General features: G+C 52.6%; 24 protein-coding genes. 13 read left to right on the top strand and 11 right to left on the bottom strand.

Annotated elements, in window-relative coordinates; translation table 11 throughout:
• Nucleotides 1-443: 443 nt before the first annotated feature.
• From ndhC to NDI52_RS08530, 3 genes are read left to right on the top strand one after another with little or no spacing between them, the layout of a single operon-like run.
• Nucleotides 444-806, top strand: a complete 363-nt coding sequence (gene ndhC, locus NDI52_RS08540; protein WP_190772763.1) for a photosynthetic/respiratory NAD(P)H-quinone oxidoreductase subunit C — start codon at nt 444-446, stop codon at nt 804-806.
• Nucleotides 797-1534, top strand: coding sequence for an NADH dehydrogenase subunit K (locus NDI52_RS08535; RefSeq protein ID WP_190772764.1), 738 nt, complete (start codon nt 797-799; stop codon nt 1532-1534). Before ndhC ends, NDI52_RS08535 begins: the two co-directional genes overlap by 10 nt.
• Nucleotides 1527-2060, top strand: a complete 534-nt coding sequence (locus NDI52_RS08530; protein ID WP_190772765.1) for an NAD(P)H-quinone oxidoreductase subunit J — start codon at nt 1527-1529, stop codon at nt 2058-2060. The genes NDI52_RS08535 and NDI52_RS08530 overlap by 8 nt, the downstream gene beginning before the upstream one ends.
• A gap of 206 nt (nt 2061-2266) precedes the next feature.
• Here the strand turns inward: NDI52_RS08530 and NDI52_RS08525 are convergent, their stop codons facing one another.
• Nucleotides 2267-3205 (bottom strand): DUF4349 domain-containing protein, encoded by a 939-nt coding sequence (locus NDI52_RS08525; RefSeq protein WP_190772766.1) that lies wholly within the window; start codon nt 3203-3205, stop codon nt 2267-2269.
• A 41-nt stretch (nt 3206-3246) separates the two neighbouring features.
• Between NDI52_RS08525 and NDI52_RS08520 the strand changes: the two genes are divergently transcribed.
• A complete protein-coding gene (locus NDI52_RS08520; protein ID WP_190772767.1) occupies nt 3247-3789 on the top strand; it encodes a DUF1643 domain-containing protein in 543 nt (180 codons plus the stop codon).
• A 145-nt stretch (nt 3790-3934) separates the two neighbouring features.
• Here NDI52_RS08520 and NDI52_RS08515 read toward each other — a convergent pair whose 3' ends face one another.
• Entirely contained in the window at nt 3935-5878 is a 1944-nt protein-coding gene (locus tag NDI52_RS08515; protein WP_190773299.1) for a M48 family metallopeptidase, read from the bottom strand.
• A 146-nt stretch (nt 5879-6024) separates the two neighbouring features.
• Nucleotides 6025-6612, bottom strand: coding sequence for a LemA family protein (locus NDI52_RS08510; protein ID WP_190773298.1), 588 nt, complete (start codon nt 6610-6612; stop codon nt 6025-6027).
• Between the two features lie 349 nt (nt 6613-6961).
• Here NDI52_RS08510 and NDI52_RS08505 point away from each other — a divergent pair, with 349 nt between their 5' ends.
• The 3 genes from NDI52_RS08505 (at nt 6962) to NDI52_RS08495 (ending at nt 9055) form a co-directional block, all read left to right on the top strand.
• Nucleotides 6962-7234: a hypothetical protein gene (locus tag NDI52_RS08505; RefSeq protein ID WP_190773297.1), complete on the top strand. Its 273-nt coding sequence runs from the start codon at nt 6962-6964 to the stop codon at nt 7232-7234.
• Nucleotides 7235-7247: 13 nt separating this feature from the next.
• The gene (locus NDI52_RS08500; RefSeq protein ID WP_190773296.1) at nt 7248-8042 is read left to right on the top strand and encodes a pentapeptide repeat-containing protein; all 795 of its coding nucleotides are present in this window, start codon (nt 7248-7250) and stop codon (nt 8040-8042) included.
• A 101-nt stretch (nt 8043-8143) separates the two neighbouring features.
• On the top strand, nt 8144-9055 hold the full coding sequence (locus NDI52_RS08495) for a pentapeptide repeat-containing protein (protein WP_190773295.1): 912 nt from the start codon (nt 8144-8146) through the stop codon (nt 9053-9055).
• A 200-nt stretch (nt 9056-9255) separates the two neighbouring features.
• Here NDI52_RS08495 and NDI52_RS08490 read toward each other — a convergent pair whose 3' ends face one another.
• From NDI52_RS08490 to NDI52_RS08455, 8 genes are all read right to left on the bottom strand, one after another.
• Complete coding sequence (locus NDI52_RS08490) at nt 9256-9528, bottom strand: DUF3143 domain-containing protein (protein ID WP_190773294.1); 273 nt, start codon at nt 9526-9528, stop codon at nt 9256-9258.
• Nucleotides 9529-9538: 10 nt separating this feature from the next.
• Nucleotides 9539-10210 (bottom strand): DnaJ domain-containing protein, encoded by a 672-nt coding sequence (locus tag NDI52_RS08485; protein WP_190773293.1) that lies wholly within the window; start codon nt 10208-10210, stop codon nt 9539-9541.
• A 251-nt stretch (nt 10211-10461) separates the two neighbouring features.
• A complete protein-coding gene (locus tag NDI52_RS08480; RefSeq protein WP_190773292.1) occupies nt 10462-11286 on the bottom strand; it encodes a hypothetical protein in 825 nt (274 codons plus the stop codon).
• Nucleotides 11287-12007: 721 nt separating this feature from the next.
• The gene (locus NDI52_RS08475) at nt 12008-13294 is read right to left on the bottom strand and encodes a CO2 hydration protein (protein ID WP_190773302.1); all 1287 of its coding nucleotides are present in this window, start codon (nt 13292-13294) and stop codon (nt 12008-12010) included.
• 232 nt (nt 13295-13526) lie between these two features.
• Nucleotides 13527-14141 carry a CDP-alcohol phosphatidyltransferase family protein gene (locus NDI52_RS08470; RefSeq protein ID WP_348256385.1) on the bottom strand — a complete coding sequence of 205 codons (615 nt, stop codon included), beginning with the start codon at nt 14139-14141 and terminating at the stop codon, nt 13527-13529.
• A gap of 144 nt (nt 14142-14285) precedes the next feature.
• Nucleotides 14286-15794, bottom strand: a complete 1509-nt coding sequence (locus NDI52_RS08465; RefSeq protein WP_190773291.1) for an NADH-quinone oxidoreductase subunit M — start codon at nt 15792-15794, stop codon at nt 14286-14288.
• A 68-nt stretch (nt 15795-15862) separates the two neighbouring features.
• Nucleotides 15863-17725 carry an NAD(P)H-quinone oxidoreductase subunit F gene (locus tag NDI52_RS08460; RefSeq protein WP_190773290.1) on the bottom strand — a complete coding sequence of 621 codons (1863 nt, stop codon included), beginning with the start codon at nt 17723-17725 and terminating at the stop codon, nt 15863-15865.
• Between the two features lie 312 nt (nt 17726-18037).
• Nucleotides 18038-18532: a cupin domain-containing protein gene (locus NDI52_RS08455; protein WP_190773289.1), complete on the bottom strand. Its 495-nt coding sequence runs from the start codon at nt 18530-18532 to the stop codon at nt 18038-18040.
• A 308-nt stretch (nt 18533-18840) separates the two neighbouring features.
• Between NDI52_RS08455 and NDI52_RS08450 the strand changes: the two genes are divergently transcribed.
• The 6 genes from NDI52_RS08450 to bchH all read left to right on the top strand — a co-directional run bounded on the left by NDI52_RS08450 (nt 18841) and on the right by bchH (nt 26463).
• A complete protein-coding gene (locus tag NDI52_RS08450; protein ID WP_190773288.1) occupies nt 18841-19674 on the top strand; it encodes a DNA-formamidopyrimidine glycosylase in 834 nt (277 codons plus the stop codon).
• A 197-nt stretch (nt 19675-19871) separates the two neighbouring features.
• The gene (locus NDI52_RS08445) at nt 19872-20087 is read left to right on the top strand and encodes an NAD(P)H-quinone oxidoreductase subunit O (RefSeq protein WP_190773287.1); all 216 of its coding nucleotides are present in this window, start codon (nt 19872-19874) and stop codon (nt 20085-20087) included.
• A 458-nt stretch (nt 20088-20545) separates the two neighbouring features.
• The gene (gene mdh, locus NDI52_RS08440; RefSeq protein WP_190773286.1) at nt 20546-21511 is read left to right on the top strand and encodes a malate dehydrogenase; all 966 of its coding nucleotides are present in this window, start codon (nt 20546-20548) and stop codon (nt 21509-21511) included.
• Nucleotides 21512-21924: 413 nt separating this feature from the next.
• The gene (locus NDI52_RS08435; protein ID WP_190773285.1) at nt 21925-22266 is read left to right on the top strand and encodes a nucleotidyltransferase family protein; all 342 of its coding nucleotides are present in this window, start codon (nt 21925-21927) and stop codon (nt 22264-22266) included.
• Nucleotides 22253-22594, top strand: coding sequence for a HepT-like ribonuclease domain-containing protein (locus tag NDI52_RS08430; RefSeq protein WP_190773284.1), 342 nt, complete (start codon nt 22253-22255; stop codon nt 22592-22594). The genes NDI52_RS08435 and NDI52_RS08430 overlap by 14 nt, the downstream gene beginning before the upstream one ends.
• Nucleotides 22595-22725: 131 nt before the next feature.
• Nucleotides 22726-26463, top strand: coding sequence for a magnesium chelatase subunit H (gene bchH / locus NDI52_RS08425; RefSeq protein ID WP_190773283.1), 3738 nt, complete (start codon nt 22726-22728; stop codon nt 26461-26463).
• Nucleotides 26464-26481 lie beyond the last annotated feature (18 nt).

Below are 26481 nucleotides of genomic sequence, written 5' to 3'. Positions count from 1 at the left end.
GTTTAATTGTGTCCCAAGTCGTAGGGCTCTGAATAGTTTTCTGTGCAGGCACCTGTGCCTTTTCCCGTACCTCCTGGATTGAAAAATACTGTCTATCTATATAGTTGTGCTTCAATTCCTCTGAGAGAGATGCAGCAATTCTCATTATGAGCTTTGAAGCCAAGAGTTCGCGCCCGTCGGGCGCGAACTCTTGGCTTCAAAGCCTGAAAATAGCCTGCCTTCGGCAGGCTATTTTCAGGCTTCAGTTCAAAATGAGAATTGCTGAGGTTGTGCTGAGTAGAAATAGAGAAAAATACATCCTGTGCATTACTAAATTCTGGGTATAGGTATCTCCTACCCAATCCCAAAGAAATGCTGAAGGCTAGCAGAGCTGCTGGAACGCAACAACTCGACAAAAAGCGATACAGTGTTAGTAACTTCAACTATTGCAGGCAGGTTGCAGCGTGTTTGTCCTGAGCGGCTACGAATACTTTTTGGGCTTTCTGCTAGTGTGCGCCCTGGTGCCCGTGATTGCCCTGGTCACCTCCCAGATTTTGCGCCCCAAGCGTACAGGGGTTGAACGACGGACGACTTACGAATCGGGGATGGAACCCATTGGTGGTGCCTGGATTCAATTCAACATCCGGTACTACATGTTCGCCCTGGTGTTTGTCATCTTTGACGTAGAGACGGTTTTCCTCTACCCCTGGGCCGTTGCCTTCAACCAACTGGGTCTGCTGGCCTTTTTGGAGGCACTGGTTTTCGTTGCAATTCTAGTTGTCGGTCTTGTTTACGCCTGGCGGAAAGGAGCACTGGAATGGTCTTAAACCCTGACACCGTGACAAATTATGATCCCGCTGGAAAGATTTTGAGCCCGGCTGGCAAGCCTACCGTGACTCAAGATCTTTCCGAAAACGTCATCCTGACGACAGTGGATGACCTCTACAACTGGGCGCGGTTATCGAGCCTCTGGCCTTTGCTCTACGGCACTGCCTGCTGCTTCATCGAGTTCGCCGCACTGATCGGCTCTCGCTTTGACTTTGACCGTTTTGGTTTGCTGCCCCGTTCAGCCCCTCGTCAGGCAGACTTGATCATCACTGCAGGCACCATCACCATGAAGATGGCTCCGGCCCTGGTGCGCCTGTATGAGCAGATGCCCGATCCCAAGTATGTGATTGCTATGGGCGCTTGCACCATCACGGGCGGGATGTTCAGCACGGATTCCCCAACTGCCGTGCGCGGCGTTGACAAGCTCATTCCTGTGGATGTTTACATCCCCGGTTGCCCTCCCCGCCCTGAGGCGATCATGGATGCAATTATCAAGCTGCGGAAGAAGATTTCGGCGGAAACCTTTGCAGACCGCGACATCATTGAGCCCAGCCATCGCTACTACACCGTCAACCATAAGCTGAAGGAGACCGCTCCTCTGCTGACGGGCCAATATATGGAGCAAGCAACCCGCAAAGCTCCTCCCAAAGAACTTATGGAAGCTATGGGGATGCCTGTTTCCCCTGCACTTCAACAAGCTGACCAGGAGGTTGTGAATCGTGGCTGAAGAAACTCCAAAACCCGCAGAGCAGGCTTCTGAAGCAGCCCCCATTATCGAAGCGGGAAAGGTTTCCCGGTGGTTGACCGAGAACGAGTTTGATCACGAAGTTCTAGAACCCGATCACCTTGGTGTTGAAGTATTGCGCGTCGATCGCGAATTCTTAATTCCGTTCTCGACTGCTCTGTATGCTTATGGGTTCAACTACCTCCAGTGTCAGTGTGCTTACGACACCGGCCCTGGTGGAGATTTGGTGAGTACCTATCATCTGATCAAGCTGTCGGATAACGCCGATCGCCCGGAAGAAGTTCGTGTTAAGGTCTTCGTTCCTCGTGAAGATCCCCGTGTTCCTTCCGTCTACTGGATTTGGAAGACAGCCGATTGGCATGAGCGCGAGAGCTATGACATGTACGGCATCGTCTACGAAGGGCATCCCAACTTAAAGCGCATTCTGATGCCTGAAGATTGGGTCGGCTATCCTCTCCGGAAGGATTACATCTCGCCTGACTTCTTCGAGCTGCAAGACGCGTATTAAGGCGGAACCGTTTACAGTACGGTACGTCAAAACAAATGAAAGGCGGTGGTTGCTTCCACCGCCTTTTGTTTACAAAATCACCATTCCCTAACGTTTAAAGGTTATAGAGTTAGCTTTTTAGGACGTCTAGGGTATTCTCAAACTACAACGAGGGAAGGGGGGTCGGTGACCGCCCCTTTTTTATTGGCGCAGAAGACTAAAAAGCTTTAGCCTTCGGGAGAATCGGTAGGAGGGCGTAGAGTGGTGGAGCCTTGGCGCTGATGGCGGTAGAACCAGGCGGCTAGCAGAATGAGGAACAGGTAAGGGCTGTAGGCAGCGAGCCAGGTCAAGAATTTCAGGAGGAAGACCGTGAAGGCACCGACGCTATGGGTCGCCTGTTGCCAGGTGTTGGCGATCGCCTCTCCCACCGGCTGTTGGGTCCCTAAGGTTGGTACTGTTTCCTGCACCGTCACCGTGATCGTCGAATAGGCTACCTGGTTTTGCAAATTCGTCAGTTGTGCATCCAGCATCTCGATGGATTGGCGCACATTGCTAATTTCCTGGGCAACCCGGAGCACGTCAGCCATGTCACCAGCCCGCTTCATGATGTTGGTCAGCATCTCCTCGGTTTGGCGGAGGTTCTTCAGGCGGGCCTGGTAGTCTACTAACTGGGTCGAGACATCCTCAGCGGTGATCGATTGATTTTGCACTGTGCCCAGTGGAGTTAATGCGTCCAACGCTTTATCTAACTGAGCCTGAGGAACACGCAGGGTGAGAGTGGCCGTGTGGCGTTCACCCCTATCCTGAGGCACCTGTTCTTGCAAACCGATGATGTCGCCCTGATGTTGACGGGCGATCGCCTCCATCTTCTCCAGGGCCTCACTCACAGATTCCACATCCAGGCGCATCTGTGCTGTGCGCACCATCTTCAGCTCGGCTTGAGGAACAGTAGCCCCACCGCTCGGAGGTGGCGGAGCCGCTTTAGCATCCGTTGCCATCTGCGCGAGGCCACCCTCCGCGACCGGCGCAGGCATGGGTGCAGAGGCCGGCTCTGCACGGCTTTCTGAGGTAGTGTTCATTGGAGCTGAGGCGCAACTGGCCAGCACCGTACTCAACAATAACGTCAGCCAAACCGTAGCAGAAGAGAGGTGAAGGGGATGCCGCATTTGGTGAACTCCCGTATGATCGAGGTGCGTTAATCGTCAGTATGGAACGACTCAATCGCACAAATGATACGGTTGCAGATTCCGCAACGCTTCTGCGGTGGAACGAGCCCCAAGGTGCCGTTTTTGATGCAACCCAGACCTATCGCTATACCCTGTGGCGGTGCTGGAACCCTGAAGCTCCAAGCATTGCGTTCATTATGCTGAACCCCAGTACAGCGGACGCTGCGAAGGATGACCCTACCATTCGTAGTTGTCGCCAGTTCGCAAAGGTTTGGGACTATGGCAGTGTTGAAATTGTCAATTTATTTGCGTATCGAGCCACATTACCGCGAGATTTACGATGCAGTTTGCAGCCTATTGGAGATGACAACGACCGATACATCCTGGAGGCCGTAGAGTCTGCTGCAAAAGTGGTGGTGGCCTGGGGAAATTGGAGGAGCTGGTTGGGGCGCGATCGCACCCTCCTTAATCTTCTTTCCTCAACGCCTCTGCACTGTCTTGGGGTCAATCAATCGGCGCAACCTCGTCACCCACTCTACGTTAAGCGCGATACGAGGTTGCAACAGTTTATCCGAAAAGAATAAATGCTTGGAACTTGAAACCTACAGTTTCATGCCTCAAACATTTAGGAGGTTTCTGCATAAGAATTTACCCAGGATGTTGGTGCTTTGCCCGCGAAGCGGGCAAAGCACCAACATCCTGGGGGTAATTTCATTACTGGAAATCTCCTTATCCCTTCTGCCAGGGTGTCGAATCTAGAAATGGTGGAATCGGACAATCCATCGCGATCACTAAAACTCGAAGGAGCTCGCCTTCTTGGATGGTGACTTTGTTATCGACCAAAACGGTGTGAGCGCAGGCATCGATGATGGCTTGCTTGAGCTTCGGTGCGGCCTGGCCCAGCTTCTTCAGGCTTTGACTAATAGCCTGGAGGTCGGCTTTGACAGGCCCACTAGGCATTTCCTGGCTGCTGACGCCGGGTAAGCGATATAGGCCCGAGCGGAAGGCATAATCAATCTGATCCGACGTTGTATGTCCGACCCGGGCCAGGGCTGAGAGGATGGTCAGGCAGTCCTTCCAGAGAGGGCCAATGGTGGTAATTTCGGGGCCGGGTTCCTGATTTTGGGAGAAGAAGGATTTGAGGCGACGGTGGAGTACGACTTGTAGGCTGTACTCGGCCAGGGTGACCCGCTGATCCATTTGCACCAGGGCTTGCACCTGTTTCAGGAAGCGGCTGCATTGCTCGGCGGAGGTCTCCCGCAAAGCGGGAATGGTGAGCTCGATCAGGGGCAGACGGAAGCGAGGGTCTAGTTTTTGGAGGTCAGGTTGGAGGCGTAGGGCTTGCTCCACAACATCGGGCAATTCCGTTTGCTTGAGAAAGGCGATTTGGCGATCGCGTACCCCCTGATCCTGCCCATCTAACAATAGACCGTAGACGATCGCCAGAGCTCCCTCTCGCTGGTGAGCTGCTGTATGAACTGATTCTGGCAACTTCGCGAGCAATGCCTTGGCATAGATGAGATGTCCCTCGGTTGCCGTACCAATGGAGGCGACGACCTCCTCAGGGGTCACCTTAATTTCCTTTGTTGCAGAAGGTGTTCCTCCCTGGAAACCCATTGCTGCGCCTCCAGCCATCCCCGACAGGCTGCCGCTTCTGGGCATAGCCGTTGTGGATTCGGAGAACGTCGATACTTTGCCTGCTAACCCCTCTAATCGCCGAATCCGGGTTTTGAGGGCGGGATGCGTGGCAAAGGCTTCGCCAAAGAAATTGAGCTTAAGAGCTTCGCCGAAAAAGAGGTGGCTGGCCTGCTCTGCCTTAGGGGATTGAATCAACGAGCCACTATGCCCCAATCCGCCGATTTTACGCAGCGCTCCAGCAATGCCGTGAGGATTGCGTGTGAACTGCACTGCCGAGGCATCCGCCAAAAATTCTCGTTGGCGCGAGACGGCCGACTTAATGAGACGGCCGCAGAGCAGCCCAATCATGCCCACCGCGATCATGGCAAAACCGGCTACTGCTAGCTGATTCCCCCCTTTATCGGATCGGGAGTGTCCCGACCCTTCCAGTAGCAGGCGTCCCGCCAGGTAGATCAACAAAATTCCCTGTAACACCCCCATGAGCCGCAGGTTGAGGCGCATGTCACCATTCAGAATGTGGCTGAATTCGTGGGCAATGACCCCTTGCAATTCATCCCGGCTGAGTTGATCCAGGCAGCCCTGGGTAATTCCAATGACGGCATCGTTGGTTGTAAAGCCAGCGGCGAAGGCATTGATACTGCGTTCCTGCGGGAGGAGATAGACGGCTGGAACGGAGACTCCAGCGGCGATCGCCATCTCTTCCACAACATTCAACAACTGCTGTTCGGCTTCATTCGGAACACCCGTTGCACCAAGGCGATGTCCCCCTAACCCTTCTGCAACAACCCGTCCCCCTCCTCGCAGGGCGATGAGCTTGGATATGCTACCCGCTCCCACAAAGAGCATGACGCCAAAGCTGACCAGGACGAGGATGCCAGGCTGCCAGGTGAGCCGACGGAATAACGCGATTGTAGAGGCCAGGTAGAATAGCCCGATCATGCCGAGGAGGGCGATCGCAAATAGCACCAGCAGGTACAGCGTATTTTGCCGCGCCTGATCCTGATGCTCGAAGAAATTTAGGGTGGATTGTTGCATCAGCGTAAGAGGTATATAGGTTGAGTTTTTGGTGGTGTAGCACAGCAAAAACTCAACCTTTAAAGAAATTTAGGGTGGCTTGTTGCACCAGCGTAAGAGGTAAAAAGGTTTCATATTTGTGCGCTAGGCGCACGAACATGAAACGTCTAGAACGAAATTCGAGGGACTTCTTTGACTTCGGGTGCAGATTCCTCAAGCAGTTGAGCAGCCTGGAAATTAAAGGCATTTGCAATCAAATTGCTGGGGAAGACTTCGCGCTTTGTGTTGTAGAGGGTAACCGCGTCGTTAAACGCTTGACGTGCAAAGGAAATTTTGTTTTCGGTAGAGCGCAGCTCTTCCATCAACTCGCTCATATTTTGGTTGGCCTTCAGGTCGGGATAGGCTTCCGACAACACCATCAGACGGCCTAATGCTCCTGTCAGTAAACCTTCAGCCTGGCCCAATTGTTCCATCGCTCGGGGGTCACCGGGAGCCTGGGATGCCCGTTGTGTGGCTGTAACGGCTGCATTTCGGGCCGTGATAACGGCTTCTAGCGTCTCGCGCTCGTGTTTCATGTAGCCTTTGACCGTTTCCACCAGGTTGGGAATCAGGTCATGCCGCCGCCGCAATTGCACATCGATTTGGGCGTAGGCGTTACCATACCGATTCTTGTAAGTGACCAGTCGGTTATAGGAATCGATGATGATATAACCAACCACCAGCACAATTACTACCAGGGCAATGAATAAGCCCATGTTGTCTCACCTTAAAGAACATACTTCAGCGGCTCATCGCCCAGGTCGCTTGGTGATATGTCTGGGGATAGATGCCATTTTTGCAACTCAATCCTAACCGCGCCTTTTTTGGAAAGGTTTATTGTTAAGCTTTGCTATCACCAACTTTAGTTAATCTTCATGATTTTCTAGAAGAATTCCGGGCCACTAAATTGGAAAGCCTTAACCCTGCGTGATTTCCGCGCTTATCAAACAAAACTTTATCCAAATTACGAACTTTAAACACCCCTTACAAAGGCGATCCGGGAGTTAAGGGAAACTACCCGAAGAAAGGATTAGACAACTATTTCCCTTTCCCTTTTCTACCCAAATGGATACATCCGCGATTGATACGCTCACGGCCAAGCTCATCCATATTATTAAGACGCGTGATCCAGATAAAGTTCGTTTTTGGGCGGATCAGCTTGATCGTCAAAAGAATCAGTTTTTAGTGGCTCAAATTATTGCCCGTGTGGATCGATCGCTGCAAAAAACGGATCGAGAGTTAAGGGGATGGTTTCGAGATATTTATTGTGCCAACTACTCCCCTGAGCTCAAAAAACTATGGCTGGATTTTGTGGATCTTTGTGGCCTAAGTCTATAGGAACACCGCCGTTATGAGCATCACAGATTCGTCTCCCCTAGGGCGCATTTTCCAGGGGGTAGAAGCCTGGAATGACTGGCGGAAAAATCATTCCGCTCCGCCTGATTTGGAAGATGTGATATTGGTTCAGGCAGATCTCGCCAGAGCCAATCTGCGGGATGTCAACCTAAGTGGTGCCATACTGACCCAGGCCAACTTGCAGAGAGCAGATTTGTGCAACAGCATTTTGCTGAATGCCAGGTTGGAGCGAGCCCACTTACAGGGCGCTAACCTCAGCAACGCCTACCTGAGTGAAGCGCGACTGGAAGATGCTGATTTAACCCATGCCAATCTGGTAGGAGCGCTCTTGCTGGAAGCCTGCTGTCGCAAAACGATGTTAGTAGGAGCGGATTTGCGAGGAGCGATTGCCCACCGCAGCGACTTCATCCAGGCAAATCTTATTGGGGCAGTCCTGCGAGGGACTGACCTGAGCGAAGCTACGTTGATTGGAGCACTGCTGATTAAAGCGAATCTGTCCGGTGCGTTGCTACAAGGAGCCAATCTGAGTCTGGCGGATTTGAGTCGTGCCAATCTGGCAGGGGCCAATCTGGCAGGGGCCAACCTGAGCGGCGCAACCTTGAGTGAAGCAAATCTGCAGCATGCCAACCTTACAGGGGCCAACCTTAACGGTGCGTCGCTGGAAGGGGCAGATCTCGGTAACGCCATTCTGTTGGGTGTCACTCTAGACAACGCTCAACTCACTGAGGCTATTCTTGCTCCCGATCTGGATGTACCGGAGCTTCAGCTATCCGATTTTGATTTGGGGTAAGGGCTTCCTAACCTATGGAGGTTCGGCTCTGATATTCCTCCGGGAATCACCCTTTTTCCTCAATTTTTTATTCTCCTTTAGCGTGTTTCCCTACCTGAACTATGGCTGATCAAGAAATGCTGGCGCTCCTGCGTAAAGGAGTGGATTCCTGGAATGAATGGCGACAAACGCACCTGGTGAAGCAGGGTATCAAACCCAACTTCACGGGGGCGAACCTGGAAGGTCAAGATCTGGCGGGGGCGGTGTTCATCAAAGCCAATATGACGGGGGTGAATTTGCGGCGATCGCTACTCACCAAGAGCGATCTAAGCCAGGCTACGCTTATCGAAGCTCAATTGAGCCGCAGCGACCTGCGTTGGAGCCATTTGGAAGCGGCTGATTTACAGCGGGCCGACCTGCGCAATGCTGACCTCAGCGAAGCTAATCTGACTGATGCCATTCTGATTCGGGCTGTCTTAGGAAAAGCCCGGCTCAAGCAGTGCAAGTTGTTACGCAGCAACCTGCATCGTGCCGATTTACGTGCAGCTGACCTAGTGCAGGCACGGCTCAACCAGGCTGATCTGACTCAGGCTGATCTGCGGAGTGCTGACCTGCGACAGGCTAATTTCGAAGGGGCTATTTTAGAGGGGGCTGACCTTTCTCTGTCAGATCTCGATGGCGTAAACTTTCAAGGAGCCAACCTTCAGGGGGCAAACCTCTGTGGTGCAAATCTTAACCGCGCTAATTTAGTGAGAGCGAACCTAACAGGAGCTAATCTGGAAACTGCATTTCTCTCCCAGGCAAATTTGACCCGAGCCCAAGTGAAGGGGACTTGCTTTAAACAGGCTGATCTCTGGGCTGCTATCCTGACCGATACCCGGCTTGAGGAAGCCGTATTGGAAGATGCTAATTTGGCTGCGGCGATTTTGCCCCAGGGGTACAACTGGTATCCTCGGCCTACAACTGAAGATACGGCTGAGTGGTTGGATGACACGGAACTGCCAACGGTGGAGTATACCTATCCATCCAGTTGAGTCCTGGGTTTCGTTCTATGGTTGAAGGGGGCGCATTGCCTCCTCTTCAACTATGGCGAGGGCGAGAAGTATAGATGGTTGGTCGTGGATTTTCTAAGTACGTGTTAGCTGACCTCTAAAGAAACCCGGTGGTTCTAAAAACCACCGGGTTTCTGAGCTTAAGCGCCCAACAAAGTGAATTTTGAAGTGTGAAAGCCGAATTAGGGTCCAGAGAAGATAACGTCATCTAAGTCTTTACGGCTGAGGGAGTATTTGAACGTCCGTACAATATCTCGGCCGTCTTCTCCAGCGTTGATATAGCGCACTAGGAAGGCGTCTGTATCCATAACAATTTCGGCTTCCCAGGTCGGCATTTGCACATGCCAGCGGTTGGGTTCTTCACTGTCGCGCTGGCAACCCTGAATGGAGAGCCAGTGTTCGACTTCGGGCAGCGGATGGTTATAGATCGGAGTCTCAGGAGGAGGAAGTGCCATCAGAAAATGGTTACGTCAAGTGCAAAGGGTTAGGGAAGGGGACTGAGGGCCGCACCGGAGGAGAGGGCTGGGCCTTTCCTACTGGGGGCAATTCTTCTGGATAATTAGGGTCAGACGGCATTTCCGCTGGTGGGTCTACTGGGGTTTCTAGAGGGGGAGCGATGGCCGGTGGTTCTGGATTAGGCGTCACCTTCTCAATTACCTGGCGCACAGGTTCAGGCACAGGAATCTGCTGCAAAGTTTGAATGGCGTTATCTCCTCGGGTTAGCCCGAGGGTAACGACCAGCAGAAGGCATCCCAAAAATGTGACACCTAGCATGAACAGGGCAAAGATTTCCCCAGCGGAGAGGGGGCGATCGCTTGGGTCTAAATATGCCGACGACCGAGGACGCCGTCCCTCGGGGGGGTGCTGATTCAGAGGAATCTCAGGGCGCATCACCCGCACCCGTGAGTACCCATTCCGCAAATCATAAGTCGCCCGACGTTCGGGGTTGCAGAGGGTGGCGTAGGCTTCGTTTAATTCTTGAAATTTTTCCGTTGCCTCAGCAGCAGGTAGCTGCGTGGTGTCCGGATGATAGAGCTTGCTCAACTCACGGTAAGCTCGCCGGATGTCTTGCACCGACGCTCCCGGAGTGACCCCCAACAAATCATAGTACGTGGAACTCGGCTTGACCTCCGACACGCGCCAACCTCCAGGGCGTCAACAAAGTCCTTAAACGGAGCATTTCGCTATTTTAACTGGGATTCTGGCGTTCCCTGCAAAATACCTTCGCTGGACCCATTGAACCCCTTTTTGTTATCTATTGCTCAATTTTCTGAGAAACAGGCACTAGATTACCTACAGCTTTTGTGGGGTGGGCATCTTGCCTGCCCGTTTGGGCCAGATCCCACCCCACTCTTGCATTTATTCTAAAGCCGCTTGTCAGGAAGATCTCAAGCGGGCTGATACATTCCACCCCGAGTCAGGCGGATTTGCGCCAGGGTGAAGACGACGGGGATGACACGGGCATAGTTGGTGGCGATCGCCCGCCATCCCAAATCTGCAAACAGCCATACCCATAGTGCGGGGCCGAGGAAGGCGAAGACCGAACGGACCGCTCCATAACGGGCGGCACTGAGGCTCATGGTGCGGTAAGCACTCTGGGCGGCAACTTGAGTGGCGATCGCCCCTGCTTCTACTGCCTGTCGGGCCACTTGATAGGTGGCGACGTGCAGCATGAATTGCCGCGCCATCTGTTGCAACAACCAGGGGCGCACCACGGAATTGATCGCTACAACGCTTCCCCCTTTCAGGAGTAATCGGGCTGGATCAAGCTGTACTGAGGTGGGGAGCTGCTTTGCCAGCTCAGACCCTGAAACGGCTTCCTGGAGTTGCCCGTTGAGGATTCGCCGTTCTTTGGGGGGCATCTTCTCCCAGGCTCGGTGTAGAAGATGTAGAAAGATCTCAGCCTCCAAGTCTTCTGTCGAGAAAGACTGCGAATAGGGGATCTTTAAATAGCGGCAGACTCGGGTCAGAACCTGGTGGTAGGTGAGTTTGTTCGTGTTGCCTCGGAGTACTGTTACGCCGTCTGCGGCCAGGAAACGAAAGCGTTCTTCTAACACATAAAGCCAGGTTTCGCGGTCTTGGCTACGTACATCGATGGGATCGGGGGTACACACGTAATCCAGCGGGTTGAATTGGCGGCGGAACAGGATGTCCGTTAATAGCTCTAATTCCTCGTCACTGGCCAATTCCAGGGCTGCCCTCAATTCGTCCACGCTGGATACCTCCGACTTTATGTCACTGTAATTTTGCTATCGATGAAATTTAATGATCAAGATCCCTATGCAAGCAGTCTAATGCAAAGCCCCTCTATTCATCGCAATTATCAGAAGTTGCTGACGGGGTTGTCTGAAAAGGTTTGGGCAAGTTTAGGCTTTGCTTGGGGACGCGTCTAACCCTGCTTGGGGGCGCGTCGCCCCCCCAAACCCCCCAACTGGGGGGACGGGCCTCTCCGTCTCTCAGTCGGGAGGTTTGGAGGGCGACGCGCCTCCAAGCTAGATCTCTGCAACCAATCCAGTATCTCAAAACGCACCTGTCAGAGTTTTGTGCCCTCTCTGCCAAGAAAGACGAAAAACAAGGTGTGAGAGTTCACACCTTGCTGAGAGACTTCAATCAGGCTGATGAAACTAGGTTTGGATTTTGAGCCCATCGACTCAAAATCTCTTGAACAAGGCTTAGGGTGATCTGAAAGATAATTCTTCCGAAGAATACTTTGACCAACTCCACACGCCCTGTGTGGCCAAAGGCATTGATTCTTGTTAGAGAAGGCTTCGCTACCTATCGGCATCAGCAACCATCTCCCAAAAATTGCCCTTGCCGATTTGGCAAGTCCAGAGAATGCAAAACTTATGCACTCAATAGACTGCCTTATTGTGGATGGGCATCTTGCCAGACCTGGTAAAGACACCCGGCCCACAATTCTCAAATCTGCACTCTTTAGCGATAGTCGGCAGATTGAATTTCGCGAATTCGAGACTCGGGGCGAAGGAAGCGGCTGAGTTGCGCTTCGAAGAACTTCCGGTTCGCCATCAGGTGCTCAGGATTGGGATCATCTAGCGGATAGAGCAGGGCTGTGCGAAGCGCCTGGATAACCGCAGAGGTCACGTTGTACATCGATCGCTGGAAGGTAACAGCCAACTGTACTAGCTGGTCATCCTCACCCCGGCAATGCTCCTTGTAGTACTCCACCAGATAAGGAGGAAGGAAGTGGAGCATGTCCTGCATCAGCAATGTGGGGGGAATTCCAGCTGTACCAACGGGGAACTTGTCGGCATACAGTACGCCGTAGTGGAAGTCTTTCTGCTCGTCGGGAACCTGCTTCGCCTGAGCGTTGTAGGACTTGGTGCCCCGGAAAGGAGACGTGCGGTAGAACACGGCTTCCACATAGGGCAGAGCTGCTTCGTAAAGCCAGGTGAAACCCTTCGACTTGGGAATGATTTCGAAACACTCGCCATCGATGTAAACGTGGTGATAGATGGGGCGACCGGCGATCGCAAAAATCCCATTCACCAAAAAGTTCATCGCATCGGGCACGCCCTTAAAGCCACCCTCATCGTAGATGTCCGACATCTCGAAGAACACCGGAGCCATCACTTCCCAGAATAGACCCAGGTTGGCGTAGTAAGACATCTGCCGTACTTGTTCCATGAACATATCAGGGAACATCTTGTACAGACTCATCATCATGGGGTTCTTCTTGAAGAAGGCGCGGATGGCGCGATCGGCGTTGGCCTTGTACTCGTCGCTGTCGAGGTACGCGTCAAACTGGCCATAGCCCATATCTCGACCATGCCACAGCATGGAGCGCATGCACTCTTCCGCGAACTCCATGTTGACGCGATCGTGATACCAGTGGTGCAGCAAACGGGGCACCCCTTTCTTCACCTCACCCTTCTCCATGAACTCCAGCAATTCGGGGTGTGCTTCGCCCGTGCCCCGCCAGATGCGCAGGTCGGCATTGTCCCCGGAGTAGTGGTTGTTCAGCTTCAGGTAGTCCTTGGGCAGGAAGTACTTGAAGAAGGGCAGGGGGTTGAGGAAAACACGCTCGGCGATGTAGAGCAGATCGCGCCAGTAGAAGTCCATTGGCACGGCGTAAGCCTTGTAGATGCCAATGATCTGCATCAGGTTTTCCTGGGTGTCAGGCAACATGGAGCCGCCTGCTTCCATCCGATGGATAATGTCGGCGAACTCGTGGGTGGAAGGGGGAATTTTTTCTGCCGCCATGGAGGGGGGACGGGAGGGAGCAACGGGAGGAGTTTCGGGGGTGGAAGTCCGGGGTGGGAGGGTGGCAGTCATTGGCTTTCTCGGTAATGTGAACAGATTTGGGAGATGTTCAACCGTCAGAGCTTGGCTTTGTTCTTCACTGTAGGTGGGTGGGGGGACACAAGATCCAATTGCGTTCAGGTTTTACCCCTGTATTTTGTCTGGGTTCCCCCAAGGTTTTGCCTATGGTTGACTATGGTTGGATGGAAGGTTGCTGACGAAGTTTCCAGGCATGGAACAAACTGGGGATGTCGTGTTGCCAGGTAGGCAGGATGAGGGTCATGGCGATTTCTTCCAGGGTGTGAATGATGCCAAGGGCGATCGCCAACCCCAACGCCCATCCGCCATAACTCGCTCCAAATAACATCAGCGTCGCAACCAGTAAACTCAAACCCCAGGCTTTTGCCGTGTAAGTGTGGTAACAGGCGGGCTGGCCATACTTGACCAGATTAATCACCCACCAGAGCGCTTGCAGTCCTAACACCGTGAGCAAGGGAACCTGAAAGGTCAGGATGATGTCTCGGTGGGTAAGCCAGGCGGCGATCGCAATGCAGACATATAGAAGGCGATCGGCCCAACTATCGGCCTGTCTTAATCCAGCAGTGCTGACTCCCAACCGACGGGCGATGACGCCATCAAAAATATCGGAGAGAACCGCTACCACGTAGGCCACCAGGAACCCGGTGCCCACCTGTCCGTCCAGGGAATCCCAGAGGAGGAAGGGGGCGATCGCAATACGCAGGGCAACCAGCAACATCGGAATGGAAGAGACCATAGGAATCGATTCGAGAAAGACTAGCTCTGTCATAACCGATACCCGTGTAGGATTTCGCTTGCCATTGCCGCTTTTGCAATTGCCTGGGGTTGAGTTGAGAAGGTTCAGGAAGAATTTGCTGCTTGTTGGAATTTTAGAAGCCCAGGTTCCTGGGAAACTTCAACATCCGATTGGTACTTAGTTCGGGGCAACCTCAGGATTGATAGCGATTTGTTGCAGTTCAACAGTGGGTACTGCCGCAACCATCGCTGTGCTCGTAGGCTCCAGCCAGCGCACTAACCAGGTGGGTTGAATGCCCAGGAAGAGGATCAGAATGGTCAGTACGAGAGCTGGCACTTTCTCGGCAGTCGTCACTTTGGGATAGTAAGCCGTTTTGTTATCCAGCTTACCGAAGCAGGTGCGATTCAGCAGAATCACAAAGTACACCGCTGTCAGACCGGTACCAGCCACCGCAAATAGGGTTTGGAGGGGGAACCGAGCATAACTGCCCTGGAAAATCAGGAATTCTGAAATGAAGCCTACCAGACCGGGGATACCAGCGCTGGCCATCGCGCCCACCACCAATAGAGAAGCCGTAGCCGGGAGACCGCGGATTGGGTTCATCAGACCATTCAATACATCCAGTTCACGGGTGCCAACTTTGGCTTCAATCACACCGACCAGATTGAACAGTACTGCCAGAATCAAACCGTGGGCCACCATCTGAGACACTGCACCAACCACGCTGAGGGCGGTTAGAGCTGCGCCACCGAGGAGGATGTAACCCATGTGACCGATGGAGCTGTAAGCCACCATGCGCTTGATGTCTTTTTGGGCGATCGCCGCCAACGCACCATACATAATGCTGACCGCAGCCCAGATTGCTAACCAGGGAGACAGTGTATTCCAGGCTTCAGGGAACAGCCCCAGACCGAAGCGGAAGATACCATAAGCGCCCAGTTTTGCCAGAACCCCGCCCAGCAGAATGGCAACGGGAGCCGAAGCCTCAACATAGGTATCCGGTAGCCAGGTGTGGAAGGGAACCAGGGGAATCTTGATACCGAAGCCGACGAGCAGCACACTCAGTAGAAGGATCTGCATCCCCAGGGGTAAGGTTTGACCCAGCAGGGATTCGAAGGCAAAGGAGGTGGAGTGCGTAAACCAGATCAGACCAAGGAAACCGAGCAGAATCAGCGCACCGGAAATTGCTGTGTAAATCAAGAACTTGGTGGCTGCGTAACTCCGCTTGCTACCGCCCCAGATGGACACCAGCAGGTAGAAGGGAATCAACTCCAGTTCGTAGAACAGGAAGAACAGCAGTAAGTTCTGTGCTGCGAAGGCTCCCGCAACGCCGCCCACAATCAGCAGCAGCATGGAGTAGTAAAGGCGGGGTCGCTCGATGTCGGTCTTGGTGCTTAGAATGGCAATCAGCGTCAGCAGGCTATTCAGCACCAGCATCAGCAGAGACAGTCCATCTACACCCAACTGGTAGTTCAAACCCAGTTGCTCAATCCAGGGAATGTTTTCTACAAACTGCATTCCGGTGTCGCCCAGATTGAACTGGAACATAACCACCAGGGAAAGAACCAGGGTGAAGGCTGTAACCGCTGCTGCACCCCAACGAGCCTGCAGGCCCGACACGTTGCCGGGGGCGAAGGCCACCACTCCGGCACCGATGATGGGAATCCAAATCAACAAACTCAACATGATCGAAGTCTCTTCCTGAAAGGGCAAATCGTAACGAAACGCAAGTGCTCAGAGGAATCAGCGGCAGATTAGCTGCCAAATACCAGGGACACGCGGGACAGGAACGACCAGCTCATCAGAACACCAATCAGCACCGTACCCAGAGCGATCGTGAGCATATAGAACTGTCCCTTTCCGGTGGTGCTGTACTTCAGGGTTTCGCCACCCAGAATGGAGGCCAGACCGACCGCATTCACCAGACCATCAACGAAGTAGCGATCGAACCAATCTGTCATGCGGGAGATGATATCGACACTGCCAACCACACTGGACTTGTAGATGCGGGGGGTGTAGAAGTCGTAGGCAAATAGGTCTTGCAAACCTTTCCAGGGAAGTTGCACGGGCTTGGGAATGAACTTGCCGATGTAGACAACAGCACCGAGGCTCAGACCGAAGATGCTCGACCAAGTGAGCATAAGCGCTACATCTTTGTTCAGCACGGCCCAGTCAGGCAGTAGGTGCAGACTTTGTAGAACCAGGGGCAGGTGCAGTGTGAAGGCAGCACCGAAGACCATGGGGAGGGTGACAGGCCAGAGGTTTTCGGGCGATCGCAAGGTCATCGGCTTAGTATCACCAGCGAAAATCAGACCAAATACCCGAACTACTGCGAAGGCCGACAACGCATTGATCAATAGCAGCAGACCCAGAATCACTGGGCTAGTTTGCCAAATACCATCCGCCAGATTCAGCATTGACCAGAAACCACCCAGGGGAGGCAGAGCCACCAGACCCAACGCACCCGCAACGAAGGACAAGCCAGTAACAGGGCGCTTCTTCCACAGGCCACCCAGTTGAGTCAAGTCTTGAGTGATGTTGTTCAGAACGATGGAACCACTGCTCATCACCAGAGCGGTCATGGCCATCGCATGGGTCAGAACGATTAGCAGAGCTGCATCAACATGGCCAGTACCCACTGCAATGAAGGTTAGACCCATGTAAGCGCTGACGAGATAGGAAATGGCACGCTTAATATCAATTTGGGCGATGGAGATGAGGGTGCCGCCGAGAGCGGTGATGGCACCAATGGCGATCGCCGCCGACATCACAAAAGGAGACAGAGCCAACACCGGTTCCATCTTCACCAGAATCCAGGCACCCGTCGCCACAACTACAGAGTTCCGCAGAATCGTGCTGGGGAAGGGACCTTCCATTGCCTCATCCAACCACAGGTGCAGCGGGAACTGAGCGCACTTACCCATGGGGCCTGCCAGCAGAGCCAAACCGACCAGCGCCATCAGTTTTGGATCAACCTGCGCGGTTTGTGCCCACTCAGCTAACTCAGTAAAATTCCAGGTTCCAGACAGAGGATATAGCGCCAAAACGCCCATTAGCAGGAACAAGTCACCGACTCGCTTGGTCAGGAACGCATCCCGCGCCCCTGTCACGACCAGGGATTGGTTCAGCCACAGACCCACTAAGAGATAAGTACCGAGGGTCAAAATTTCGAGGATGACATAGCCGAAGAACAACGAGTCGCACAAAACCAGGCCACACATCCCCGCTTCAAAGAGGGCCAGCAGGGCGTAGAATCGAGCCCAACCCCAATCCATCTCCAGGTAACCAATGGCATAAATTTGAGCCATCAGGTTTATCCCAGTGATGAGGATCATGGCTCCGACAGTCAGGCTCGAAATCATCACCGGAAGGGTGAGATCGAGCCCAGCTACTTGCAGCCAGGGAAAGTATTCGTAAATCGCAGGCTGATTCCACACAGCGGGAAAAGCCAGCAGCGCATGCACGAAGGCAAAGAACGTCATGAAGGCGTTGACGTAGCCAGCAGGACGGGGACCTGTGCGTCGCGTGACGGAAGGAAACCAGATCACCGACAGCAGCATCCCCACCAATGGATAGATTGGAACCAACCAGGCGGTTTGTGCGAACAAGGAAGTCATCAGCCTCAGCCCCAGATTGAAGTTGAACAAACCTGTGACCAATTCCCAAAACGGAAATTGATCGAGAGCAGCGGATACGCGAACTCTAGGTAATTAGTGCTTAGACAACCGGGGTGATCTCACCAGTGTGAGAACTGTTCACCCCGAAATGAAAAGGATAGAAACGACTCTATGGGAACCATAAGAATCATTGAAAAACGTCTATCCTTAAAACAATATTAATCGAATAAGTTCTCCGATCAACCCCGTATCCAATTAATTTTTCTGATTCATTTGAGAATGAGGAGCAATGGCTAGATGTGGCTGATGCGGCTACCCCGACTGCTTTCGCCGTCGTTTTTCTTCTGCTCGTAACATTCTTTCCTTAAGAGTGGCATTGCGAGTTGCGATGTCGTCCCGTCCTGCATACCATGGCGGCACATCATCATAATCAGGAACACCATCGTCAATCATATACCGAGAGTTGGGATCCTTCGGGTATCCAACGGGCACTGCTCCCACACAAATAACCAATAGTTTCGATAGGGAAGCTGCTTTTAACGCGCGTTTTGTAGCAGGAGATACGCGCACAATGTCTCCTGGCTCTAATGATACCAATTCTCCATTGAGCAACAGAAAACCGTTGCCCTCAATCACAATATAAACCTCTTCCTGCTCTGCGTGAGTATGGGTGAAGGTATATCCTTCATCGGGTGGCAGGGAAATTAGCCCCAGTGCAACCCCTTGCAAGTTGAGTTGGCGGCGTGGGCTAGTGAGGTAGGGCAGATTCGCGAAGTCGAAATGAGCTTTGTTGTAGGGAGGAGTCATAGACCAGGGAATGGAGAAAACTATGGGCGATCGCCACCCTAACCTTCATCATCACAACTATTGTGCATATAGCAATGGGCAAGTGCGTTAAGTACAGCAACGGTGGTGTGGAGCACGAAGTGCTCCACACCACCGTACTTAATCAACCCGCACAGCGCTATAAGCCAAGCTAAGACACTGGGTCTTTCTAAAAACACCCGGTGTCTGGTTCCTGCAAAATTTGGGTTACTGAATGGAGCGAACGCTCCATTCAGTAACGGGCAAAATTCGATAGAGTAGTCCTAACGTTCTACTTGCGATGATGACCTGTGCCAGAACTGCCTGAAGTTGAAACGGTGCGTCGAGGGCTGAATCAGACAACACTGCACCAGTCCATTACCGGAGGGGACGTGTTGCTAGAGCGCACGATCGCCCACCCAGATCCCATCGGTTTCTTAGCGGGGTTAAAGGGGACGGCGATCGCCCAATGGCACCGTCGCGGCAAGTACCTCATCGGTGAACTGGAAGACGGGGCTGGCTGGCTCGGCGTTCACCTTCGCATGACGGGGCAATGTTTATGGACAGCTCCTGACGAACCGCTTCAGAAACACTGCCGAGTGCGCCTGTTTATGGGTGAGGGGCGAGAATTGCGGTATGTGGACCAGCGCACCTTTGGACAAATGTGGTACGTGCCGCCAGGAGTTGTACCCGAACGGGTGATCACCGGATTGCAATCCCTTGGACCAGAACCGTTATCCACAGACTTCACCGTCGACTATTTAATGGCACAACTACAGAATCGGGCGCGACCCATCAAGAACGCGTTGCTGGATCAGGCCGTGGTGGCAGGCATCGGCAATATTTATGCTGATGAAGCCCTTTTCCTAAGTGGTATTCGGCCTCAGCAGCTATGCCTGAAGTTACGTCCGAAGCATTATAAGAAGATCCACGCGGCGATTCAGCAGGTCTTGGCAGATGCGATCGAAGCGCGAGGCACCACTTTCAGCGACTTTCGCGATGTGGAAGGTATCAACGGCAACTATGGGCATAAGGCTTGGGTGTATGACCGAGAAGGCGAACCCTGCCGAAACTGTGGTGGGTTGATTCAGCGATTGAAGCTGGCAGGGCGATCGGCGCATTTTTGTAAGGATTGTCAGAAGTAGGGCAGAAAGCAGGAGGCAGGAGGTAAGAGGTAGAAGGATCGAATTTACAGATATTTCCTTCTGCCCTCTGCCTTCTTCCCTCCGTCCTCTGCCTTCCCAATAGTCGCTATCAAAAAAGCAAAAGCTCTTCCTACTGCTTAAGGGGAAGTGAGAGCCTTACAATGCTGGAAGAAATGTGAAGCATGAGGGAGGGTACTATGGCCATTAAGAAGGGGGATACTGTGCGGGTCGTCCGCGAGAAGCTTGAGGGAAGTTTGGAAGGATCCGCCAGTGATCAGCGGTTCTCACCCTACATTTTTGAAACCAAAGGTGAGGTTTTAGACATCCGGGGAGACTATATGTTTGTCAAGTTTGGTCGAGTACCAACCCCTTCCTTCTGGATCCGCGCTGACCAATTGGAAAAGTTTGAGTAATTAGTAGCGGTTTTCAACTGTTGCAAATATTTAGATTAGTGGAGGTGTTTTGCACCTCTACTATTTTTAGTTTGAGGAATTGGCTTTTCAGTGTGCTGCACCGGAAAAAGCCAATTCCTCAAACGTTTTTTATATCATTTCTGGTCATGCTTCAAACCTGTGGATGGGGTGTGGGGGAAGAAGCACTTTGTGCTCCCTCCTCCACACCCTATCCAAACCTCAGTTCGGGATAAGCTGAAGTGCTCATTTTGGCGTGCGCTTTGCGCACGCCAAAATGAGCGTTTTCGAGTGCCGCGCAACGCGCGGCACTCGAAAACGCCCTTAACCCGAACTCAGGTTATCCAACAGGCCTAGAAAACTACCTCATTAATTAATTTGATGAGATCTCACGGATCAGGGCGATCGCTAGCTATGGTGGAAGCAAGCGTGACGGGCTGGCCGTTTTTCTCTTCAGAGCCATGAAACTATCGTCCTCTCATCTCCCTACTTGTAAAGCTGCGCAGGTTGCCGTCATCGGTGCTGGAAATGTGGGTAGCACCCTGGCGCAGCGAATTGTTGAAAAAGATTTAGCCAATGTTGTGTTGCTGGATATCGCGCCAGGCCGCCCGAAAGGGGTTGCCCTGGATTTGATGGAAGCTAGCGGCATTGAAGGTCATGATCGCACCATTTTGGGCACTACTGATTTTGCCGATACCGTCGGTTCTGACATTGTGGTGATTACCGCAGGCTTTCCTCGAAAGCCAGGGATGACTCGTGATGATTTGCTGAAGGCTAATACACAGATTGTGGTGGGTGCGGTGAAGCAGGCGATCGCCCACTCCCCTGATGCCCTGTTCATCATTGTCACGAATCCCCTGGATGTCATGACTTACATGGCCTGGAAGGTGAGCGGGCTTCCTTTCCAACGGGTCATGGGGATGGCTGGTATTCTCGATTCATCCCGGTTCGAGACATTTATTGCGATGGAACTGGGGGTTTCGACGGCCGATGTGGATGCAATGGTGCTGGGCAGTCATGGTGACTTGATGGTGCCGTTGCCCCGCTACTCTACCGTGAACGGAATTCCTATCACGGAATTACTGGACGTTGCAACCATTAACCGTTTAGTGGAACGTACCCGTAATGGTGGCGCAGAAATTGTAGAACTGATGCAAACCGGAGGGGCGTACTATGCGCCTGCATCCTCGGTCTGTGTGATGGTAGATACGATTTTGCGCGATCGCTCCCGCCTCCTGCCCGTCGCGGCCTACCTGGAAGGGCAGTACAAGTTAGAGGATGTGTTCATCGGCGTTCCAGCACGGCTGGGGTGTCGTGGGGTAGAGACAGTTCTGGAGTTGGAATTGAGCGATCGCGAACTGGAAGCTTTGCACGAGTCCGCTGAAGCTGTGCGTCAGGGAACCCAAACTGCGTTGGCGTTGCTGTGATGAAGGCTAAGACACCGGGTGGTTCTAAAAACACCCGGTGTCTGGTGTTTTTGTAAAAATAGTTTCCTACAATTTGGGTAATCCTATTTCAACAAAGTCTTTATGTCGGATACCCTGAAGCTCCTCACCAGCCTGAATGATGCAGGTCCGGGTCTTGATCCGAAGTAGGGTTTGGCCTCTCTTGAGTTCTGTGGCATGGAAATACCCCCAAAAAATTAAATCCCTGGTTTCCTTAAGAAACGGGGAATCTGGGGTGCAAAGGTAATGCTTTACGTAGTTGGAGGGCAATTCGCTTCTATTAGAGTTCCATGAAGCATCGATCTTGAGAAGAACTTAATATCTGCCTCTGATTCTTCACGGTTGGTATGGGGCTTACAATTGATGTGAACTGGGCATAGGTACTGAAGTAACGGATGATTGAAAACACAACCCGTTTGCAGCTACAGGCCAACATCTCTATACCGCAAGAGTCTCTTACTGCTTTTTGCCAGAAGTGGAAGATTCAAGAGCTTTCCTTTTTTGGTTCCGTTCTGAGGCAAGATTTTCGTCCCGATAGCGATATTGATGCCTTGGTTAGTTTTGAGGAAGGGGCACCTTGGGGGCTCCTGGAGCTGGTGCGAATGAAGCGTGAACTTTCCACCTTGCTGGGGCGTGATGTTGACTTACTGACTAAAAAGTCAATTGAGCAAAGCCATAACTGGATCCGCCGTAAGGAAATTTTAGGAACAGCTCAAGTTATCTATGTCGCGGGATGATGCTTCGCTATTGGATATTGTTCGAGCTGGACAGTTGGTCTTACAGTTTGCCCAAGGGCTTGGTCGCGAACAATTGAACGCTGATTTGCGAACACAATCAGCAATTCTTTATCAAATTGCAATTATGGGAGAAGCGACCAAGCGTTTATCTCGAGAGTTGCGCACAAAACATCCAGAAGTGCCCTGGGACGATATTGCTGGGATGAGGGATATTATCACCCATCAATACGATCGCCTTGATCTGAATATTGTTTGGCAAGTTGTCCAAAAGAACATTCCTGAACTATTGGCCTTAATTTTGCCATTGCTACCAGATGAAAATCTTTAGCGAATGAGCCTTCCTCTTGCTAGAACGATCGCTCACACTACTGCCCCTCAGATCCCAAAGGCTTAGAATCTAGATGAATCGCTCTTAGTTAAGGGCGATCGCGCAGCACAGCACAGGGGTTAAATCATCGCATGGTCAAACGAATCGTTTTGATAGCCGGGTTTGAATCCTTTAATGCGGATTTGTATCGACAGGCGGCGAAGGTGGCGCAAGAGCGGTGTCCAGAGTTGGAGATTGCGGTGTTTAGCGATCGCGATCTGGCTGCCAAACCGGAGGCGATCGCCCATGCCCTGTCCGAAGCTGACGTATTCTTTGCCAGCCTGCTGTTTGACTACGACCAGGTGATTTGGCTGCGAGAACGGGCACAGCACATCCCCATTCGATTGGTCTTCGAGTCGGCGTTGGAGCTGATGAGTTTGACTCAGTTGGGGAAGTTTGCGATCGGCGACAAGCCCAAGGGAATGCCCAAGCCCGTGCAATTTATCCTTAGCAAGTTTGGTGGTACCCAGCGGGAAGAGGACAAGCTGGCGGGCTACATTAGTTTTCTGAAGGTTGGCCCCAAACTGCTCAAGTACATCCCTGTGGGGAAAGTGCAGGATCTTCGCAACTGGCTAATCATTTACGGCTATTGGAATGCGGGCGGTTCTGAAAACGTCGCATCCATGTTTGTGTATTTGGGCGAGAAGTATCTGGGTCTGACGGTGGATAGCATCCCCGATGTAATCGAAACGCCTAACATGGGCTTGTTACATCCTGAGTATGACGGGTATTTTGAGTCGCCCAAAGCGTATTTAGAGTGGTATCAACAACGCTTCCCTAATACGAATCCCGTTGTTGGGATGTTGCTGTATCGAAAGCATGTCATTACGAAGCAACCTTATATTCCTCAGCTCATTCGTTACTTTGAGCAAGCGGGATTAACGCCACTGCCCATTTTCATCAACGGCGTGGAAGGTCATGTGGCGGTGCGCGACTGGATGACCACGGATTATGAGCAGGAGCAGCGATCGCAAGGCAACATCGAACTCCCGTCTTTGACAAAAGATGCCGTGAAAGTGGATGCGATCGCCTCCACCATCGGCTTCCCTCTCGTTGGTGGCCCAGCGGGTTCAATGGAAGCAGGTCGCCAGGTCGAAGTCGCCAAGAAAATTCTGAGTGCCAAAAATGTGCCCTACTTTGTCGCGGCTCCGTTGCTGATTCAGGATATTCATTCCTGGACACGGCAAGGGATTGGAGGGCTGCAAAGTGTCGTGTTGTATGCACTGCCCGAGTTGGATGGGGCGATCGATCCCGTGCCATTGGGGGGATTAGTCGGTGACAAAATCTACCTCATTCCCGAGCGGGTTCAACGCTTGACTCAGCGTATTAATAATTGGATTGCGCTACGCCAGAAACCACCTGCTGGGCGGAAGGTGGCGATCGTCCTCTACGGTTTCCCGCCAGGCTACGGGGCAACTGGAACAGCCGCCCTGCTGAACGTGCCCAAATCCCTGATCAAGTTACTTCAAACGATGAAGGCCCAGGGCTATGACGTGGGCGACATCCCCGAGGATGGCGAAGAACTCATTGAGCAGGTGCGTCAGGCTGATGAATTGTTTGTCGGAGTGACTCCTACCGACGTCAGCCTTGAGGAGGCACCGATCGCCACGGTCACCGCTCGCAAACTGGAACATTGGCTCGGTTATTTGCTGACGCGGCGGATTGAGAAGCAGTGGAAGTCGTTGTCGGACACAGGTATACGGACGGTGGCGATCGCTGAACGCCCCGAAGAATCCCGCTATCTCCTGGGCGGCGTGCAACTTGGCAATGTGTGGATCAGTGTGCAGCCGCCTTTGGGGTTGCAAGGCGACCCCATGCGTCTCATGTTTGAGCGAGATTTAACACCCCATCCGCAATACGCCGCCTTCTACAAGTGGTTGCAAAATGACTTTCAGGCGGATGCCGTTGTGCATTTTGGCATGCACGGCACCGTGGAATGGCTACCCGGTTCACCGTTGGGGAACACCGGCTATTCCTGGTCAGACATTCTGCTAGGGAATTTGCCGAACCTCTACATCTATGCGGCGAATAATCCCTCGGAGTCGATTTTGGCCAAGCGGCGGGGCTATGGGGTGCTGATTTCCCATAATGTGCCGCCGTATGGTCGGGCGGGGCTTTATAAGGAACTGGTGACGTTGCGGGATTTGATTGCGGAGTATCGCGAAGACCCGGAAACAAATGCGGCATTGAAGGAGGCGATCGCCAAAAAGATCCTCGACACGGGTTTAGAAGCAGACTGCCCCTTTGAGGAATCCCGTCACCTGGGCATTGAATTCACCCCAGAAAACTTGCGAATGTTTAGTGCAGAGGTGTTCAATCGTTATCTGCTGAAGCTCTACGAATATCTACAAGTTCTGGAAAACAGGCTCTTCTCTTCCGGATTGCATGTGTTGGGAGACGCACCCGATGAAGATCGAATGAGAGATTATCTGGCCGCTTACTTTGGGGAGGAATGGCCACAGGTCGAGGGGGCGATCGCTACTCCCGAGTCTACTAATGGTCTTGCAGACAAAGTACAACAGGCCGCCCTCATTCGTACTCTGCTGAGCCAGACAACGGATGAACTCACGAACCTGCTGCGGGGGCTGAATGGTGAGTACATTCCTCCAGCACCGGGAGGAGATTTACTGCGGGATGGGCCTGGGGTACTGCCGACAGGACGCAATATTCATGCACTCGACCCTTACCGGATGCCATCGCCTGCCGCCTATGAGCGAGGACGGGAGATTGGCCGAAAGCTCATTGCTCAGCATCTTGAAGAACACGGCACTTACCCCGAAACTGTGGCGGTGATGTTGTGGGGCTTAGACACAATCAAAACCAAGGGTGAATCCATTGGGATTCTGCTGGAATTGGTAGGAGCTGAACCTGTGAAGGAGGGCACAGGCCGGATTGTGCGTTACGAGTTAAAACCCCTGAGCGAGATGGATCATCCCCGTATCGACATCTTGGGTAATCTGTCAGGGATTTTTCGGGACAGCTTTGTGAATGTGATTGAGCTGTTGGATGACCTGTTCCATCGGGCTGCTGAAGCGGATGAGCCGGAGGAGCAAAATTTTGTCAGAAAGCATGCGATCGCCCTCCAATCCCAAGGCGTCGAAAACCCCTCAGCTCGTTTGTTCTCCAACCCTGCGGGCGACTTTGGCTCCCTGGTAAACGATCGCGTCACCGATTCTAACTGGGAATCCGGTTCTGAATTAGGAGACACCTGGACAGGTCGCAATACTTTCAGCTATGGGCGAAAGGACAAGGGCCAGGCTCGTCCCGAAATCCTCAACACATTGCTGGGAAGTACCGATCGCATCGTTCAACAAATTGATTCCGTCGAATATGGTCTGACAGATATTCAGGAGTACTACGCCAATACAGGTGGTCTAAAGAAAGCGGCTGAAATGAAAAAAGGTCGAAAGGTGACGGCTAGTTTCGTCGAAAGCTTCTCGAAGGACACCACGCCCCGTAACCTGGAAGACCTGCTGCGAATGGAGTATCGCACTAAGTTACTCAACCCCAAGTGGGCTGAGGCAATGGCAGATCAAGGCTCAGGTGGAGCCTACGAAATCTCCCAACGGATGACGGCTCTGATGGGATGGGCGGGTACGGCCGACTTCCGGGAGAACTGGGTTTACGACCAGGCAGCTGATACCTATGCCCTGGACCCGGAAATGGCTGAGAAGTTGCGTAAGTCTAATCCTGAAGCCTTCCGCAATATTGTGGGACGCATGTTAGAAGCCCACGGACGCGGGTTCTGGCACCCCGATGACGAGAAGCTGGAAAAACTGCAACAGCTTTATGAACTGACGGATGAGGTATTAGAAGGCGTTGAAGTTTAGAAGACTCATGCGTTTTCT

Origin of the sequence: Leptolyngbya sp. PL-A3 (genome assembly GCF_039962325.1) — a bacterium.
In the GTDB taxonomy this organism is placed as follows: Bacteria; Cyanobacteriota; Cyanobacteriia; order Elainellales; family Elainellaceae; genus Vacuolonema.
Note: the sequence above shows the minus strand (reverse complement) of the source record. Positions and strands in the feature narration are given on the sequence as shown.